This window comes from Methylobacillus sp. DLP286, from assembly GCF_056636515.1.
In genome coordinates this window covers 1,090,021-1,107,161 of the sequence record NZ_CM153145.1, presented here as the reverse complement: position 1 = coordinate 1,107,161, position 17,141 = coordinate 1,090,021, and the positions used below count along the sequence as shown (strand labels likewise).

Below are 17,141 nucleotides of genomic sequence, written 5' to 3'. Positions count from 1 at the left end.
AGAAATAGCGAAATGAGTGATGTGAAGAAAGTCGTGCTGGCCTATTCCGGCGGCCTGGATACCTCCGTGATCCTGAAATGGCTGCAGGATACCTACCAGTGCGAGGTAGTGACCTTTACTGCGGATATTGGCCAGGGCGAAGAACTGGAGCCGGCGCGGGAAAAGGCCAAGAAATTCGGCGTCAAGGAAATCTATATCGACGACCTGCGCGAAGAGTTCGTGCGCGACTTCGTGTTTCCGATGTTCCGCGCCAATACCGTATATGAAGGCGAATACCTGCTCGGCACCTCGATTGCACGTCCCTTGATCGCCAAGCGCCTGATCGAGATCGCCCAGGAAACCAATGCCGATGCGGTCTCGCATGGCGCCACCGGCAAGGGCAACGACCAGGTGCGTTTCGAGCTGGGCGCGTACGCGCTCAACTCCAACATCAAGATCATCGCGCCATGGCGCGAATGGGATTTGCTCAGCCGCGAGAAGCTGCTGGCTTATGCCGAGCAACATGGCATTCCTGTCGAGATGAAGCACCGCCAGGGCGGCAGTCCGTACAGCATGGACGCCAACCTGCTGCATATTTCCTACGAAGGCCGCCACCTGGAAAACCCGGCTGCGGAAGCCGAGGAAGATATGTGGCGTTGGACAGTATCGCCCGAGCGCGCGCCGGACGAAGCCGAATACCTGGAGATTGAATATCGCAATGGCGACCCCATCTCATTGAATGGCAAGGCATTGAAGCCGCACGAACTGCTCGCGGAGCTGAACCGCCTGGGCGGCAAGCACGGCATCGGCCGCCTCGACCTGGTGGAAAACCGCTACGTCGGCATGAAGTCGCGCGGCTGTTACGAAACCCCGGGCGGCACCATCCTGCTCAAGGCGCACCGCGCGATCGAGTCCATTACCCTCGACCGCGAAGTGGCGCACCTGAAGGACGACTTGATGCCGCGCTATGCGAGCATGATCTACAACGGCTACTGGTGGAGTCCTGAGCGCGTTGCTCTGCAGACGTTAATCGACCATACCCAGCAGACCGTCAATGGCTGGGTCAAGCTCAAGCTGTACAAGGGCAACGTGATCGTGACCGGCCGCGACTCCAAGACAGATTCGCTGTTCGACCCGAATATCGCGACCTTCGAGGACGATGCAGGCGCCTACGACCACCGTGATGCGGGCGGCTTCATCAAGCTGAATGCCTTGCGCATGCGCATTGCAGCCAACCTGCGCAACAACAAGCAGTAACCAACTAATTTTAGGAGAAGCGTCGTGGCCCAGTTCGACAATGTGAGCGTCAAGAAAAAAGCCAATGTGTATTTCGATGGCAAGTGCGTCAGCCATACCGTGCTGTTCCCGAACGGCACCCGTGCGACTGTGGGCGTGATTTTTCCCGGCACGCTGACCTTCAATACCGGTTCTCCCGAGCTGATGGAAATCAACAGCGGCGCCTGCAAGGTGCGCCTCAATGGCGAAAGCGAGTGGAAGACTTACGGCGCGGGCGAGAAATTCACCGTGCCGGGCAATTCCAGCTTCGACATTGAAGTGACGGAAACGCTGGATTACGTCTGTCATTTCGAATAAGCCTTGCAACACTTGTATTTGTTGAGTATTTAAATCGCTGCCTCACGCCGGGCTTACCGGCATGCAGCGTTGAATTTGGATGAGGATGGATAACGATGCCTTCATTTGATATTTCTTCTGAAGTCGATATGGTCGCATTGAAGAATGCGGTGGATGTCGCTGGCCGCCAGATCACCAACCGCTACGACTTCAAGGGCACCAGCGCGAGTGTCGAGCTGAACGAAAAGGATAACCTGATCACCTTGCATGGCGATTCGGATTTCCAGCTCGACCAGATCAAGGCCATCCTCCTGCCCGCGATGGAAAAGAAGGAAGCCGACAGCGCCAAGCGCCTGGATCACCAGGACGTGCAGAAGATTTCCGGCAACAAGGTCAAGCAGGTGCTCAAGATCAAGGATGGCATCGATGCCGAACTGGCGAAGAAAATCGTCAAGCTGCTCAAGGATAGCGGCCTCAAGGTGCAGGCCAGCATCCAGGGCGACGAGGTGCGCGTGACCGGCGCCAAGCGCGATGTGTTGCAGGAGGCGATCGCCTTCGTCAGGAAGTCCATCACGGATTTCCCGTTGCAGTTCGGCAACTTCCGCGATTGAGCGGCCGGATTCAACCATAAACCGTCTCGTGACGTTAAACGGACTGTATCAGCAGGATTAGAAGGATCGTATGTCAGCCAAAACGCTTTACGACAAATTGTTTGATTCCCACGTGGTGCGTGAGGAAAACGGTGCCGCGTTGATCTATATCGACCGCCACCTGGTGCATGAGGTGACCAGCCCCCAGGCGTTCGAAGGCCTGAAGATGGCCGGCCGCAAGCTATGGCGCATCAGTTCCGTGCTGGCGGTGCCTGACCACAACGTGCCGACCACCGACCGCAGCCAGGGCATTGCTGACCCGATCTCGCGCCTGCAGGTGGAAACGCTGGACCAGAACTGTAGAGATTTCGGCGTGACCGAATTCAGGATGGGCGATGCGCGCCAAGGCATCGTGCATGTCATGGGGCCTGAGCAGGGCGCGACTTTGCCTGGCATGACCGTGGTCTGCGGCGACTCCCATACTAGCACCCACGGCGCGTTTGGCGCATTGGCGCACGGCATCGGCACTTCAGAAGTCGAACACGTAATGGCGACTCAATGCTTGGTGCAGAAGAAATCCAAGGCCATGCAGGTGCGTGTGGAGGGCCAGCTTGGCCCTGGCGTCACTGCCAAAGACATTGCGTTGGCGATCATCGGCAAGATCGGCACCGCGGGCGGCACCGGCTATGCGATCGAGTTCGCGGGATCGGCGATTCGCGGCTTGAGTATGGAAGGGCGCATGACATTGTGCAACATGGCGATCGAGGCGGGCGCGCGCGCCGGCATGGTGGCCGTGGACGACATCACCATCGATTACGTCAAGGGCCGTCCCTATGCGCCCAAGCCGGAGCAATGGGATGCGGCAGTGGCCTACTGGCGCACCTTGCATAGCGACGAGGGCGCCAAGTTCGATGCCCTGGTAGAACTCAAGGCTGAAGAAATTGAGCCGCAGGTTACCTGGGGCACTTCTCCCGAAATGGTGACGGCGGTCAACGGCATCGTGCCAGACCCCACCAAGGAAAACGACCCGACCAAGCGCAGCGGCATGGAGCGCGCCTTGCAGTACATGGGCTTGCAGGCCAATACCCCGATCTCGGAAATCCCCATCGACAAGGTGTTCATCGGCTCCTGCACCAATTCCCGCATCGAGGACTTGCGCGCCGCCGCGGCTGTGGCCAAGGGCAAGCACGTCGCACCCAACGTCAAGCTGGCGATGGTAGTGCCGGGTTCTGGTCTGGTCAAGGCGCAGGCGGAGCAGGAAGGCCTGGACAGGATTTTCAAGGAAGCCGGTTTCGAATGGCGTGAGCCCGGCTGCTCCATGTGTTTGGCGATGAATGCCGATCGTCTGGAGCCGGGCGAGCGTTGCGCCTCCACCTCGAACCGCAATTTCGAGGGACGTCAGGGCGCAGGCGGCCGTACCCACCTCGTCAGTCCTGAAATGGCGGCTGCCGCGGCGGTGACCGGGCATTTCGTCGACGTGCGCCAATTGCTGAATTGAGCCCAGCCATGCGACAAGTGTTCATGATGGCGGTCATGGCATTGCTGGCGATGGCCCTGGCCGCATGCAATACCATCAACGGCATGGGCAAGGACATCGAAAAGGCCGGCGAAGCCATACAGAAATCAACCAAGTAACGAATCGTTTATTGGATCAATATGCAAGCATTTACCCAGTTGAATGGATTGGTGGCCCCCTTGGATCGCGCCAATGTCGATACCGACGCCATCATCCCCAAGCAGTTCCTGAAGTCGATCAAGCGCGCGGGCTTCGGCCCCAACGCCTTCGATGAGTGGCGCTATCTGGACCAGGGCGAGCCGGGCAAGGACAACAGCAAGCGGCCGTTGAATCCTGACTTCCCGCTCAACTTCCCGCGCTACCAGGGCGCCAGCGTCCTGCTGACGCGCGAGAATTTCGGCTGCGGCTCCAGCCGCGAGCATGCGCCGTGGGCGCTGCTCGATTACGGTTTCCGCGCCATCATCGCCCCGAGCTTCGCCGACATCTTCTTCAACAACTGCTTCAAGAACGGCATCCTGCCGATTGTCCTCGATGCGGAAATCGTCGATAGCCTGTTCAAGGAAGTCGAGCCCAACGAGGGTTATCACTTGCTGGTCGACCTGCAGACGCAAACCGTGCAGACGCCCGGCGGCAAAAGCTATGCTTTCGAGATAGACCCGTTCCGCAAGCATTGCCTATTGAACGGTCTCGACGATATCGGCCTGACCTTGCAGCACGTGTCCGACATCAAGGCGTTTGAAGCCAAGCATAAGGCCGCGCAGCCCTGGCTGTTCAATTAACCATGATCCATGCTGCCCGCCATAGGGCGCGGCATGGATTGCTCCTGTTCAAATCAATTCAATATCTGGGAACACGTTTATGAAGATTGCGGTATTGCCGGGCGACGGCATCGGTCCTGAAATCGTGGCGCAAGCCGTCAAGGTGCTGAAAGCGCTTGATCTCGACCTGGAGTTGCAGGAAGCGCCGATCGGCGGCGCAGGTTACGAAGCGGCCGGCGACCCATTGCCCGAGGCGACGCTCAAACTCGCCAAGGAGGCCGATGCCGTGCTGCTTGGCGCGGTGGGCGACTGGAAGTACGATACCCTACCGCGCGACAAGCGTCCCGAGCGCGGCCTGCTGCGCATCCGCAAGGAGCTGAACCTGTTCGCCAACCTGCGTCCCGCCTTGCTGTATCCCGAGTTGGCTTCGGCATCCACCCTGAAGCCGGAAGTGGTCTCCGGCCTGGACATCATGATCGTGCGCGAACTGACCGGCGACATCTATTTCGGCCAGCCGCGCGGCATTTCCACGCTGGCCAACGGCGAGCGCGAAGGCATCAACACCATGCGCTACAACGAATCCGAAATCCGCCGCATCGCCCATGTGGCGTTCAGCATCGCGCAGAAGCGCAACAAGAAGGTCTGTTCCGTGGACAAGGCCAACGTGCTGGAAACCACCGAACTCTGGCGCCAGGTGATGACCGAGGTGGCGAAGGAGTATCCGGATGTCGAGCTCAGCCATATGTATGTCGACAATGCCGCAATGCAATTGATCCGCGCGCCCAAGCAGTTCGACGTGATGGTCACCGGCAACATCTTCGGCGACATCCTCTCGGACGAGGCCTCCATGTTGACCGGCTCCATCGGCATGCTGCCTTCCGCATCGCTGGACCAGGACAACAAGGGCATGTACGAGCCTAGCCACGGTTCCGCTCCCGACATTGCCGGCAAGGATATCGCCAACCCGTTGGCGACCATCCTTTCCGCAGCCATGATGCTGCGTTATACCTTCAACGACGAGGCCAATGCCAGCCGTGTGGAAAATGCGGTGAAGAAGGCTCTGGAGCAGGGATACCGCACAGCGGATATCTGGACCGAGGGCACCAGCAAGGTCAAGTGCAGCGAAATGGGCGATGCGGTTGTAGCAGCGCTATAATCGTAAGCTAGATACAACGATAGGCCTGTGCAAGGCCATTTAACCAGGAAGAGATGATGTTCAAAGTAGGGTTTGTCGGCTGGCGGGGCATGGTGGGTTCCGTGCTCATGCAGCGCATGATGGCGGAAGGCGACTTCAAGGATATCGAGCCCATATTCTTCACCACTTCGCAGACTGGCGGCGCAGGTCCTGCGATCGGCCGCGATACGCCTCCGCTCAAGGATGCGAAGTCGCTTGCCGAACTCAAGGCCATGGACATCATCGTTTCCTGCCAGGGCGGCGACTATACCAGCGATATCTTCCCCAAGCTGCGCGCCGAAGGCTGGCAAGGCCACTGGATCGATGCCGCCTCCACGCTGCGCATGGAAAAGGATGCGGTGGTCATCCTGGACCCCGTCAACCTGGACGTAATCAAGCAGGCATTGTCGGCAGGCGGGCGCAATTGGATTGGCGGCAACTGTACCGTCTCCCTGATGTTGATGGCATTGAACGGGCTGTTCAAGGCCGACCTGGTCGAGTGGGCGACTGCCATGACCTACCAGGCTGCTTCCGGCGCTGGCGCGCAGAACATGCGCGAACTCATCAAGCAGATGGGTGTGGTGCATGCCGGTGTCGCATCCGAGTTGCAAGATCCATCCTCGGCCATTCTGGATATAGACCGCAAGGTGGCGGATACCCTGCGCAGCGCTGAATTGCCGGTCGACAATTTCGGCGTTCCGCTTGCCGGCAGCCTGATCCCATGGATAGACAAGGACTTGGGCAACGGCCAGAGCAAGGAAGAATGGAAGGGCATGGCGGAAACCAACAAGATCCTGGGACGCGAGGCTAACCCCATCGTGATCGATGGATTATGCGTGCGGATTGGCGCTATGCGTTGCCACTCCCAGGCCTTGACTATCAAGTTGAAGCAAGATGTGCCGTTGGATGAGATAGCCGATATGTTGGCAGCAGCCAATTCATGGGCGGAAGTCGTGCCCAACGAGCGCGATGCGACCATGAAGCGCTTGAGCCCCGCAGCGGTGACCGGCACCTTGCAGACCCCGGTTGGGCGCCTGCGCAAGATGGGCATGGGCGGCGACTATCTCTCCGCCTTCACCGTGGGCGACCAGTTGTTATGGGGCGCCGCAGAGCCGTTGCGCCGCATGCTGCGCATCCTGGTGGAAGCCTGATTGCGTTAGTCTGCGCCCTTGCGACCTTGGTCCCAGAGGATACATGCTGCCTGGGCTGGCATTGAGAATGTAAAGTTATGTATTAGCTTGAAACGGTAACTGATTGATGTTAGCTTAATAATGCTATTTAAAAGTTGATAAGGGTGGAATAGTGCATAAGTCCAAACTAAAGGGGGTCGCACTTGCCATGTTGTTGGCGTTTGCGCCAATGGTGGGCGAGGCTGCAGGCCTGGGCCGCTTGACCGTGACATCCGGACTTGGTGAGCCGCTTTCTGCTGAAATTGAACTTCTCTCCACTACGCCGGATGAACTGGCGACGTTGACGGCGGGCATCGCACCACAGGAGGCCTACAATGTCCAAGGCGTGGAGCGCACGGCAATCCACAATGCCATCAAGGTCGATGTGAGCAAGCGCGCCGATGGCGCCCCCGTACTCAAGCTCACGTCGTCGCAAGCCATCAGCGACCCTTTCCTGGATATGCTGATCCAGGTCGACTGGGCAACCGGCCGCTTGCTGCGAGAATACACCGTATTGCTCGACCCGCCCGGCTACAACAACCAGGCGCAGGTCTACAATGGCGTGCAACTGCCGCCGAGCGCGGCGCCTGCCATTCCTGCACCTGCCGCTACACCGTCAAAAACTCCTCCGTCTGCCAATACCGCTGCCCAACGCCCACCGGCACCAACTCAAACCCCAGCAAGAGCCGCTCCCGAACCAGTTGCCCCAGCACAAAGCTCCGCATCGCAAAGCTATACCACCGCTAGCGGAGATACCTTGAGCGCGATTGCGCGAGAGCACCAGCTGCAGGGCGTCAGCCTTGACCAGATGCTGGTCGGCCTGTACCGCGCCAACGAGGATGCCTTTGCCGGCAAGAACATGAACCGCCTGAAGGTGGGGCAGATATTGCGCGTGCCGAGCGCAAGCGAGCTGCAACAACTCACACCTGCCGAGGCAACGCGGGAGGTCAGGGTACAGACCGCTGATTGGAACGCCTATCGCAACCGCCTGGCTGACCTGGCTGCCGAGTCGGTGCCTTCAACAGATGGCGGAGCGCAGCAGTCTGCATCCGGACGCATTTCCTCGCCAGCGACTGACCGCGCCGCGCCGCCTGCCGACGCTTCCCGTGATGTGGTCAGGCTTTCCAGCAACAATGCCAGCCAGGCGCAATTGAATGCCATGCAGGAAGAGCTCACTGCCAAGGACAAGAGCTTGAAGGAGGCGGCCGAGCGTGCTGCGATGCTCGAGAAGCAAATCGCCGACATGCAGAAGCTGCTGGCAATCAAGAACCAGGCGTTGGCTACCCTGCAGAACGGCGACGCGCCTCCCGCCAAGCCTGAGGAGGCTCCTGCACCTCCTCCTGCAGAAACGCCAGAGCCCCAGCCGGAACCTGAAGCCGCTGCACCCGCGGCAGAGCCTTCCGCACAGGAGCCAGCCACTGATGCAGCACCGGCAGGCGACGAAGCGGAACCTGTGAAGCCGGAACCTCAACCGGCGCCTGCACCGGTCGCTCCGGCAGTGGAAGACCCCAGCTTGTTTGACGAACTGGTCGGCGATGATCCATTGCCGCTTGCGCTGGCTGCTGGCGGCATCGTCTTGTTGCTTGGCGGCTGGCTCTATATGCGCAACAAACGCAAGCGCGAGCTGGACAGTTTCGAGAGGGGAATCCAGACGGCCGGCGGGCTCAAGCCCAATACCGTGTTCGGCAACACTGCCGGCGCCACCGTCAATACAGGGGATACCTCCTTCCTCAACGATTTCTCCCAGAATACCGGCGGCATGATCGATACGCACGACGTCGACCCCATTGCCGAGGCTGAAGTCTATATGGCATACGGGCGCGATGCGCAGGCTGAGGAAATCCTCAAGGATGCGATCGTCAAGGAGCCCCAGCGTCATGAGTTGCATCTCAAATTGCTGGAAATTTATGCAGCGCGTAACGATACCTCGGCATTCGAAACTGTCGCGGGCGAAATCTATACCACGCTGGGCGCAGCCGATCCCATCTGGAGCAAGGTTGCCGCGATGGGACGCAAGCTGGAGCCGGACAATCCCTTGTATTCGGAAGACAACATAGCTGAGCGGCCTGCATCATTGCCCGCTCAGAACACGCCTCAAGCCGGCAAGCCCGAACAGCAAGCCGCACAGGATCATCAGGCGGCATTCACCAGTGCTGCGCTTGCAGGTGCTGCCGTCGCAACTGGCGCCAGTCTGCTGGGTGAAAAAGACGCACAAGACTCTGTCGTTGACGATGCGCCTTTTGCCGGGGCGGACGATAGTCAGGCGGAAGAGCGTGATTTGCCGGCGCTTGACTTCGATCTGGATGCCGCGTCGCTGGAAAGCGCCAAGGACGCGGATGCAGATGCCGCCGAACAGCATGCGGGCAACAGCATGGACTTCACCTTGGACCTGCCGGAGCCGCCAGCCAAGAACAGCTTGCAACTGGATATCGCAGAACTTGATGCCGCAATCCCGGACTTTGACTTGCCGGAGTTGCCTGGCAATGAAACGGATGAGGATGCGGTAACCGAACCGGATGCCGATGCCGTGCCTGAGTTCTTCATTCCCGAGCTGGATGATGCGGATAGCCAGCAACAGCCGGTAGATTCGCCGTTGCAAACTCCTGATGTCGACCTTGGCTTGCCTGAGATTGCATTGCCGGAAATCGAACTTCCCAATCCTGCAGCCGAAAGCACTGCAGAGGGCGAAGATTTTCAGGACGATGGTCTGCCAGATATCGATTTTGATCTGCCGGAAATCAGTTTCGCTGAAGAGCCGGCCTCAAAAGAGGCCGAAACAGAAGCGGGCGGCGACTTGTCTGAGTTGCTGGGCAATGGTCCGGATGTTCCTGAGTCGACTCTTGAAGCTGATGGGCCGCAGGATGATGCGGCTCCCAGCTTCAATTTTGCCGAGATAGACCTGGATAGTGACGAGCTGAATAGCGGTGTTAGCGCAACAGCGGCGCCGAGCCAGGAGGAAGAGATCGTATTGCCTGATTTCGATCTGGATATCGAGGAGGACGAACCTTCCCAGGCTACCACAGCGGATATCGATCTTTCCGGCATCAGCCTGGATGTCGCAGGTGATTCGACAGAGGCAGAAAGTCTTGCTCCAGACGGAGAGGTTGAAGAGTCAGCCGATGTGGACACCAAGCTGGATCTGGTGACTGCCTACATGGATATGGGCGACAACGAAGGCGCGCGCGAATTGCTCGAGGAAATCCTGAAAGAGGGAGGTCCGCGGCAAAAGCAAAAAGCCCAGGCTATCCTGGATAGCCTTGCCTGATTAATGCGCCAGCCTTCCATGCAAAGCCGGGCATTGCCCGGCTTTTTTTAATGGCATGCCGCTCAAACACGATGGCAGGCAAGGGTAAAATAGCGCCATGAACAAGTATCTGGAGCAGGGTGGCAGCGTATGAGGCTGGCATTGGGTATCGAGTATGACGGCGCCGGCTTTTGTGGCTGGCAGAGCCAGCCCAACGGGCTTGCCGTGCAGGATGCCGTGGAGTCTGCATTGTCGCAGCTGGCCGGCCACGAGGTGCGGGTCTCCGCTGCCGGGCGTACTGATACCGGGGTCCACGCCCTGTCCCAGGTCGTGCACTTCGATACGGCGGCTGTACGGCCGCAAAATGCCTGGGTGCGCGGCGTGAACACCAGGCTGCCAAGGGGCGTGCGCGTTTTATGGGCAAGCGAGGTGGATGCGCGTTTTCATGCGCGGTTCGATGCCTATCAGCGCAGTTATCAATACTGGCTCATCAACCAGCCGGTAGCCCCCGCGGTGATGGCGGGAAAGGCAGGGTGGTTTCATCAGCCGCTTGATCTGCGGGCTATGCAGGAGGCCATGGCCTATTTGCAGGGACAGCATGACTTCAGCGCGTTCCGCGCGGCGGAATGCCAGGCGAAGTCGCCGGTCAAGACCATGCACCGTGCCTCGGTCAACGCCTTTGGCAGCAGCCTGTTATTCGATTTTTGCGCCAATGCCTTCCTGCACCACCAGGTGCGCAACATGGTGGGGGCGCTGGTGTATATCGGCAAAGGAAAATATCCTCCAGCGTTCATGGCGGAGTTGCTCGCAGCACAGGACCGTACGCTTTCCCCTCCCACTTTTTCGCCCGACGGGCTGTACCTGACCGGAGTGGGCTATGATGCCCGCTGGGGATTGCCTGGCACTGAGCGCAAATTGCAGCTCGGCATTGCCTGAGATGAATCAGGATTTTTGTGACAGGGGGCCGGCTTTAAGGTACCCTAGCGCCTTTCAATGACAGGTGCTTTTTTGAGTTTGAGAACCCGTGTCAAAATTTGCGGGATCACCCGCGTCGAGGATGCGCTAGCTGCCGTGGAGCATGGCTGTGATGCCATCGGGCTGGTGTTTTACCGGCCTAGCCCCAGGAGTATCGATCTGCAGCAGGCTGAGGAAATCGCGGCTGCGCTGCCGCCTTTCGTCAGTATCGTCGGATTGTTCGTTGATGCTGAGCCAAGAGAAATAGAAGCGGTGCTCGCCAAAGTCAGGCTTGATCTATTGCAGTTTCACGGCGATGAGACTCCCGATGCTTGCCGGGTTTACAGCGTGCCTTATATGAAGGCTGTTCGCGTCCGGAACGATACAAATTTGCTACAATACGCCACTCAATACCACGATGCCCACGCGCTGTTGCTGGATGCTTATTTGCCAGGCGTGGCAGGCGGCACGGGGCAGGTGTTTGACTGGAGCCTGGTCCCGCGCCAAATGCCAGTTCCCATCGTGCTTGCGGGCGGACTGAGCCCCGATAACGTGACAGCGGCCATCCGCCAGGTGCGGCCTTATGCGGTGGATGTCAGCGGCGGTGTCGAACAAACCAAAGGAATCAAGGATGCGGGCAAGATTGCCGCGTTCATGCAAGGAGTACAGAATGCAGCTTTATGACATGCCGGATCAGCGTGGCCATTTTGGCCCTTATGGCGGTATTTTTGTGGCCGAGACCTTGGTCGAGGCGCTGGAAGAGTTGCGCGTCATGTATGAGCGCTATCGGCATGATCCTGAGTTCCTTGCCGAGTTCGCCTATGACCTCAAGCATTTTGTCGGGCGTCCCAGCCCGGTTTACTATGCCGAACGCCTGACGCAGAAGGCCGGTGGCGCGAGGATTTACCTCAAGCGCGAAGACTTGAACCACACCGGCGCCCACAAGGTGAACAACACGATCGGCCAGGCGTTGCTCGCCAAGCGCATGGGCAAGCCGCGCGTAATCGCCGAGACCGGCGCGGGACAGCATGGCGTGGCCACAGCCACGATTGCAGCCCGCCTGGGCCTCGAGTGTGTCGTGTATATGGGGTCGGAAGACGTCAAACGCCAGGCGCCCAATGTCTATCGAATGAAGCTGCTGGGCGCAACCGTCGTGCCGGTGGAAAGCGGCTCCAAGACCCTCAAGGATGCGCTCAATGAAGCCATGCGCGACTGGGTGACCAACATCTCGAACACTTTCTATATCATCGGCACCGTTGCAGGCCCTCATCCTTATCCCATGATGGTGCGCGACTTCCAGGCGGTGATCGGCATCGAAGCCAAGCAGCAGATGCAGGAAATGATCGGCCGCCAGCCCGATGCGGTGATTGCCTGTGTCGGCGGCGGCTCCAACGCCATGGGCATTTTCTATCCCTACATCGACGTGGAAGGCGTGCGCCTGATCGGCGTCGAAGCCGCCGGGCACGGCATCGACACCGGCAAGCATGCCGCGCCTTTGACCGCCAACAGTCCTGCCGGCGTGCTGCACGGCAACCGTACCTACCTGATGCAGGATGAGAACGGCCAGATCATCGAGACGCATTCTGTTTCGGCCGGGCTGGATTATCCTGGCGTCGGCCCTGAACATGCATGGCTCAAGGACATCAAGCGTGCCGAATACGTCGCTATTACGGACGACGAGGCCATGGAGGCGTTCCATACCTTGTGCCGTACCGAAGGCATCATTCCTGCGCTGGAATCCAGCCATGCCCTGGCCTATGCGATGAAGCTCGCAGCGACCATGTCGCCTGACCAGGCATTGCTGGTCAACCTATCCGGACGCGGCGACAAGGATATCAACACCGTAGCCAGCCTGGCTGGCATCACCCTGTAAGCTGGTTTTTCACATGTCTCGTATTCAAGCAACTTTTGCGGCGCTCAAGTCGCAAGGCAAGAAAGCCCTGATTCCCTACATCACTGCGGGCGATCCTCATCCCAAGCATACCGTGGCGTTGATGCATGCCCTGGTGCAGTCGGGTTCCGACATCATCGAGCTGGGCGTGCCATTTTCCGATCCCATGGCGGATGGCCCGGTCATCCAGCGTGCAACCGAGCGCGCCTTGGCGCACAAGGTCGGCCTCGGGGATGTGCTGGAGATGGTGCGTGAATTCCGCCAGACCGATGACAAGACACCGATCGTTTTGATGGGGTATGCCAACCCCATAGAGGCCATGGGGCAGGCCAAGTTTGCCGAGCGTGCTCATGCGGCGGGTGTGGATGGCGTGCTGACGGTGGATTATCCGCCAGAGGAGTGCCAGGATTTCGTCGAGCTGCTCAAAACACAGCAGCTCGACCCGATATTCCTGTTGTCGCCCACCTCCGAAAGCAGCCGCGTCGACATGATCGTGCGCCAGGCTGCAGGCTTTGTTTATTATGTCTCGCTCAAGGGCGTCACCGGCTCCAAGAATCTGGATATTGTCGAAGTCGGGGGGAAGGTGAAGGCGATCCGCGGACAGACGGACCTGCCCATCGGCGTTGGCTTTGGCGTGCGCGATGCCGCCACGGCAAAGGCGGTGGCCGAAGTGGCCGATGCCGTGGTGATCGGCAGCCGCATGATTCAGGAAATTGAAAATTCCAGTGAAGATGATTTGTTGAGCAATGTGGTGAAGTTGACGCAGAGCATGCGCGCTGCCATTGACGATACCAAGCGTTAATCAATGAGGGCGAGCAGGCCCGCCTGCTTGACCGAATGAAAGCAATTGAAAGTAGAGGGCTGGCGATCATGGCTGGCCGCTTCATTTCTGAATAAAGGATAAACCATGAGCTGGTTGCAAAAACTTCTGCCTCCAAAGATCAACCGCCCGGCGGGCAATAGCCGCAAGACCGTGCCGGAGGGGTTGTGGAGCAAATGCCCTTCATGCGAATCAGTGCTGTATCGCACTGATCTGGAAAGCAATGCCGAGGTTTGCCCCAAGTGTTCCTACCATAACCGCATCTCTGCGCGTACGCGGTTGAATTTCCTGCTCGATGAAGAGGGGCGCTCGGAAATCGGCGTGGAAGTGCAGCCGGTCGATCCGCTCAAGTTCAAGGACAGCAAGCGTTATGTCGACCGCTTGAAGGCCACCCAGGCAGAGATAGATGAAACCGATTCTCTGATCGTGATGCAAGGCAGCATCAAGACGGTAGGGGTGGTGGCTGCCGCATTCGAGTTCAAGTTCATGGGCGGCTCCATGGGCTCGGTGGTGGGCGAGCGGTTCGCGCGCGGCGTGCAGGCAGCGATTGACAACAATATCCCGTTCATTTGCGTATCGGCCAGCGGCGGCGCGCGTATGCAGGAGGGCTTGTTCTCCCTGATGCAAATGGCCAAGACCAGCGCCGCGCTCACCAAGCTGAGCAAGGCCGGCCTGCCCTATATCTCGGTATTGACCGATCCTACCATGGGCGGGGTGTCGGCAAGTTTTGCCATGCTGGGCGACGTGATCATTGCCGAGCCGCAAGCGTTGATCGGCTTTGCCGGTCCGCGTGTGATTGAGCAGACCGTGCGCGAAACGCTGCCGGAAGGGTTCCAGCGCTCCGAATTCTTATTGGAGCATGGCGCAATCGACATGATTGTCGACAGGCGTGAAATGCGCGACAAATTGGCGACCCTGATGACCAGCTTTATGCGTATTCCTGCAAGCGCGGCGTAACCTATTCAATCTCCTGTGACATCCTTTTTTCCTGCCACTCGTGACTTAGCGGGCTGGCTTGCTTATATTGAGGCATTGCATCCGGCCTCCATCGAGATGGGGCTGGAGCGCGTCGAGCTGGTCCGCCAGCGCCTGGGGCTGCATCCGCAATTCCCAATCGTGATCGTGGCGGGCACCAACGGCAAAGGCTCGACCTGCGCCATGCTGGAAAGCATTTACCAGGCAGCCGGCTACAAGGTCGGCTGCTACACGTCCCCGCATTTCGTGCGCTATAACGAGCGCGTGCGCATCGGCGGGATCGAGGCTGAAGATGCCGTGCTAGTCGAGGCTTTTGAGGCGATAGAGCAGGCGCGCCATGAAACCGCATTGACCTATTTCGAATTCGGCACCTTGGCTGCCGTCTGGAGCATGGTGAAAGCGAATGTCGATGTGGCGATACTGGAGGTCGGCCTGGGCGGCCGCCTGGATGCCGTCAATGTGTTTTCGCCGGTATGCAGTATCGTCACCAGCGTGGACCTAGACCATATGGATTTCCTCGGCAATGACCGCGAGTGCATAGGGCGGGAGAAGGCGGGGGTGTTCCGCAGCGGCATCCCGGCAATATGCGGCGACGACCGTCCGCCGTCGTCGCTCCAGGCCCATGCGACCGAGATAGGGGCCGATCTGCGCCTGATCGGCAGGAAGTTCAGCTTCCAACCGCAAGGGGCTGGCTGGCTTTACCGTTCGGCAACCCATGAGTACCTGTTGCCCTTGCCAGCCTTGGCGGGCGAGTTCCAGCTCAATAACGCGGCTTGCGTCGTCAATGCCGTCGATGCTTTGCGGGAAATATTGCCCGCGACGCCGGAGCACATGCGGCAAGGATTGCAGAGCGTTGTCCTCAACGGCCGCTTCCAACTGTGCCGCCAGCAGCCGCAAGTGATCCTGGATGTGGCCCATAATCCGCATGCCGCCTGGGCGCTGGCTTCCAATCTCGCACAGCATCCAGTTGCCGGACGCACCTTGGCGGTGTTTTCCATGCTGGCTGATAAGGATATTCCGGGAGTGGTGCAGGCAGTCGCGCCCCATATCGATGCCTGGCATATCGCCAAGGTGGCGCATGGTCGGGGGGCCGGCGCAGCGCAACTGCGCGAATGCGTGCTGGCCCAGGCGGCATCCAGCCCGGTATCCATCCATGCCGATGTGAGCACTGCTTACCGGCAAGCCTGTAACGATGCAGGCGAAAATGATAGAATTATCGTCTTTGGTTCGTTCTTCACTGTGGCCGATATCATGCGCGAGCTTGCCATGGCCGGTTCTTCAGAGATAGCGGCGCACTGATTCAACAAGGATAGTAGGATTTTTGATGGCATCTGACCAGTCGAGTGATCAGGAACTTCAGTTCAAGAAACGTGCGCGCAGGCGCCTGGTAGGAGCCATCGCACTGGTGCTGCTGATGGTCACCATCCTGCCGATGGTGCTGGATGACCGCAGTAGCAAGACCCCGCCGCAGGAAATCGCGATCAACATTCCCAGCCAGGACGGTCCTGAGTTCACCTCCAAGGTGGCTCCCCAAGGAGAGCCTGTAGAGGAGGTCGTCTCCGAACCTGTATTGTCCATGCCGGAATCGCCGGATACCGAACCCGACTTTGAAGCAGCCCCCGTTCAGCCTGCGCCCAAGCAAGAGCCCGTAAAGAAGGATGCTGCCAAGCCTGAAGCGAAGCCCGTTGCTCCAAAAGTCGAGACTCCCAAGGCGGAAGCTCCAAAAGCTGAACCAGCAAAGCAAAAGCCCGCCGATGCCAAGTCCGCCGCTACAGGCAGCTTCCTGGTTCAGATCGGCGTATTTTCCGACCCGATCAACGTCAAGAATTTGCAGGATAAGCTATCAGGCCAGGGCCTGAAGTCGCATACCGAAGTCATCGCCACTGCCAGCGGCGACAAAACCCGTCTGCGCGTCGGGCCGTTCGCCAGCCGTGAAGCTGCCGAGCAGGCGTTGGGCAAGGTCAAGGCGGCCGGTTTGTCCGGAATGGTCATCAGCAATAAATAGCAATGACCGGCTTTGACTATGCAGTGCTGGTGATCATGGGCGTTTCCGTCCTGCTCAGCATGATGCGCGGGTTTGTGCGCGAGGTGCTGGCGCTGGCGGCATGGGCAATTGCATTCGTGGTAGCCAAGCTTTATACCGTGGAAGTGTCGACGATGCTGCCCGATTCCATCCCGGCGGAGGAATTGAAATTCCTTGCGGCCTTTTTAATTTTGTTTTTGTCCACATTATTGGTGTGTAGCCTGCTGGCGATCGCGATTGCGCAAATATTCAAGACCATAGGCCTGAGCGCCCTTGATCGGGGGCTGGGCGGCCTTTTCGGGTTCGCCCGCGGGCTGCTGATTATACTGACGCTGGTGCTGTTGGCCGGTCTGACTTCGCTGCCGCAAGATCCGCGTTGGCGTAACGCGATGTTCAGCGCGCCGCTGGAGGCAATGGTCGTCGGCATCCTGCCCTGGTTTCCGCAGGATATTGCAAAACATATTAAATACGACTAG

At 59.0% G+C, this 17,141-nt stretch carries 17 protein-coding genes; all 17 read left to right on the top strand.

The genetic code is table 11. The features are described from left to right. Positions 1–12: 12 nt before the first annotated feature. The 17 genes from ACWXTG_RS05365 to ACWXTG_RS05285 all read left to right on the top strand — a co-directional run bounded on the left by ACWXTG_RS05365 (position 13) and on the right by ACWXTG_RS05285 (position 17,141). Positions 13–1,236 carry an argininosuccinate synthase gene (locus ACWXTG_RS05365; RefSeq protein ID WP_480220964.1) on the top strand — a complete coding sequence of 408 codons (1,224 nt, stop codon included), beginning with the start codon at positions 13–15 and terminating at the stop codon, positions 1,234–1,236. A gap of 24 nt (positions 1,237–1,260) precedes the next feature. After that, complete coding sequence (gene ppnP, locus ACWXTG_RS05360; RefSeq protein ID WP_309565527.1) at positions 1,261–1,572, top strand: pyrimidine/purine nucleoside phosphorylase; 312 nt, start codon at positions 1,261–1,263, stop codon at positions 1,570–1,572. Between the two features lie 95 nt (positions 1,573–1,667). Then, positions 1,668–2,162 carry a YajQ family cyclic di-GMP-binding protein gene (locus ACWXTG_RS05355; protein WP_480220963.1) on the top strand — a complete coding sequence of 165 codons (495 nt, stop codon included), beginning with the start codon at positions 1,668–1,670 and terminating at the stop codon, positions 2,160–2,162. Positions 2,163–2,232: 70 nt separating this feature from the next. Then, complete coding sequence (gene leuC, locus ACWXTG_RS05350; protein WP_480220962.1) at positions 2,233–3,639, top strand: 3-isopropylmalate dehydratase large subunit; 1,407 nt, start codon at positions 2,233–2,235, stop codon at positions 3,637–3,639. A gap of 8 nt (positions 3,640–3,647) precedes the next feature. After that, positions 3,648–3,776, top strand: coding sequence for an entericidin A/B family lipoprotein (locus ACWXTG_RS05345; RefSeq protein ID WP_480220961.1), 129 nt, complete (start codon positions 3,648–3,650; stop codon positions 3,774–3,776). Between the two features lie 21 nt (positions 3,777–3,797). Then, positions 3,798–4,436 (top strand): 3-isopropylmalate dehydratase small subunit, encoded by a 639-nt coding sequence (gene leuD, locus ACWXTG_RS05340; protein ID WP_309565523.1) that lies wholly within the window; start codon positions 3,798–3,800, stop codon positions 4,434–4,436. A 79-nt stretch (positions 4,437–4,515) separates the two neighbouring features. Continuing rightward, positions 4,516–5,571: a 3-isopropylmalate dehydrogenase gene (gene leuB / locus ACWXTG_RS05335; RefSeq protein WP_480220960.1), complete on the top strand. Its 1,056-nt coding sequence runs from the start codon at positions 4,516–4,518 to the stop codon at positions 5,569–5,571. Between the two features lie 56 nt (positions 5,572–5,627). Continuing rightward, positions 5,628–6,740, top strand: coding sequence for an aspartate-semialdehyde dehydrogenase (gene asd / locus ACWXTG_RS05330; RefSeq protein ID WP_480221213.1), 1,113 nt, complete (start codon positions 5,628–5,630; stop codon positions 6,738–6,740). A gap of 151 nt (positions 6,741–6,891) precedes the next feature. Next, positions 6,892–10,023 carry a motility hub landmark protein FimV gene (locus tag ACWXTG_RS05325; RefSeq protein WP_480220959.1) on the top strand — a complete coding sequence of 1,044 codons (3,132 nt, stop codon included), beginning with the start codon at positions 6,892–6,894 and terminating at the stop codon, positions 10,021–10,023. A 129-nt stretch (positions 10,024–10,152) separates the two neighbouring features. Then, positions 10,153–10,938, top strand: a complete 786-nt coding sequence (gene truA / locus ACWXTG_RS05320) for a tRNA pseudouridine(38-40) synthase TruA (protein ID WP_480220958.1) — start codon at positions 10,153–10,155, stop codon at positions 10,936–10,938. Between the two features lie 78 nt (positions 10,939–11,016). Beyond that, on the top strand, positions 11,017–11,640 hold the full coding sequence (locus tag ACWXTG_RS05315; protein WP_309565636.1) for a phosphoribosylanthranilate isomerase: 624 nt from the start codon (positions 11,017–11,019) through the stop codon (positions 11,638–11,640). Continuing rightward, the gene (gene trpB, locus ACWXTG_RS05310; RefSeq protein WP_407997115.1) at positions 11,627–12,829 is read left to right on the top strand and encodes a tryptophan synthase subunit beta; all 1,203 of its coding nucleotides are present in this window, start codon (positions 11,627–11,629) and stop codon (positions 12,827–12,829) included. The genes ACWXTG_RS05315 and trpB overlap by 14 nt, the downstream gene beginning before the upstream one ends. A gap of 13 nt (positions 12,830–12,842) precedes the next feature. Beyond that, positions 12,843–13,649, top strand: coding sequence for a tryptophan synthase subunit alpha (trpA, locus tag ACWXTG_RS05305; RefSeq protein ID WP_309565518.1), 807 nt, complete (start codon positions 12,843–12,845; stop codon positions 13,647–13,649). Positions 13,650–13,754: 105 nt separating this feature from the next. Beyond that, positions 13,755–14,624: an acetyl-CoA carboxylase, carboxyltransferase subunit beta gene (gene accD, locus ACWXTG_RS05300; protein WP_309565517.1), complete on the top strand. Its 870-nt coding sequence runs from the start codon at positions 13,755–13,757 to the stop codon at positions 14,622–14,624. Between the two features lie 15 nt (positions 14,625–14,639). Beyond that, positions 14,640–15,941, top strand: coding sequence for a bifunctional tetrahydrofolate synthase/dihydrofolate synthase (gene folC, locus ACWXTG_RS05295; protein WP_309565516.1), 1,302 nt, complete (start codon positions 14,640–14,642; stop codon positions 15,939–15,941). 25 nt (positions 15,942–15,966) lie between these two features. Next, entirely contained in the window at positions 15,967–16,647 is a 681-nt protein-coding gene (locus tag ACWXTG_RS05290) for an SPOR domain-containing protein (RefSeq protein WP_480220957.1), read from the top strand. Positions 16,648–16,649: 2 nt separating this feature from the next. Continuing rightward, positions 16,650–17,141, top strand: coding sequence for a CvpA family protein (locus ACWXTG_RS05285; RefSeq protein ID WP_309565514.1), 492 nt, complete (start codon positions 16,650–16,652; stop codon positions 17,139–17,141).

What these genes read in the sequence shown, in the direction of transcription:
- ACWXTG_RS05345 (WP_480220961.1), top strand. Translation starts at nt 3,648, where the DNA reads ATGCGACAAGTGTTCATGATGGCGGTCATGGCATTGCTGGCGATGGCC.
- ACWXTG_RS05290 (WP_480220957.1), top strand. Translation starts at nt 15,967, where the DNA reads ATGGCATCTGACCAGTCGAGTGATCAGGAACTTCAGTTCAAGAAACGT.
- leuC (WP_480220962.1), top strand. Translation starts at nt 2,233, where the DNA reads ATGTCAGCCAAAACGCTTTACGACAAATTGTTTGATTCCCACGTGGTG.
- ACWXTG_RS05365 (WP_480220964.1), top strand. Translation starts at nt 13, where the DNA reads ATGAGTGATGTGAAGAAAGTCGTGCTGGCCTATTCCGGCGGCCTGGAT.
- trpA (WP_309565518.1), top strand. Translation starts at nt 12,843, where the DNA reads ATGTCTCGTATTCAAGCAACTTTTGCGGCGCTCAAGTCGCAAGGCAAG.
- ACWXTG_RS05285 (WP_309565514.1), top strand. Translation starts at nt 16,650, where the DNA reads ATGACCGGCTTTGACTATGCAGTGCTGGTGATCATGGGCGTTTCCGTC.
- truA (WP_480220958.1), top strand. Translation starts at nt 10,153, where the DNA reads ATGAGGCTGGCATTGGGTATCGAGTATGACGGCGCCGGCTTTTGTGGC.
- trpB (WP_407997115.1), top strand. Translation starts at nt 11,627, where the DNA reads ATGCAGCTTTATGACATGCCGGATCAGCGTGGCCATTTTGGCCCTTAT.
- leuB (WP_480220960.1), top strand. Translation starts at nt 4,516, where the DNA reads ATGAAGATTGCGGTATTGCCGGGCGACGGCATCGGTCCTGAAATCGTG.
- leuD (WP_309565523.1), top strand. Translation starts at nt 3,798, where the DNA reads ATGCAAGCATTTACCCAGTTGAATGGATTGGTGGCCCCCTTGGATCGC.
- ACWXTG_RS05355 (WP_480220963.1), top strand. Translation starts at nt 1,668, where the DNA reads ATGCCTTCATTTGATATTTCTTCTGAAGTCGATATGGTCGCATTGAAG.
- accD (WP_309565517.1), top strand. Translation starts at nt 13,755, where the DNA reads ATGAGCTGGTTGCAAAAACTTCTGCCTCCAAAGATCAACCGCCCGGCG.
- asd (WP_480221213.1), top strand. Translation starts at nt 5,628, where the DNA reads ATGTTCAAAGTAGGGTTTGTCGGCTGGCGGGGCATGGTGGGTTCCGTG.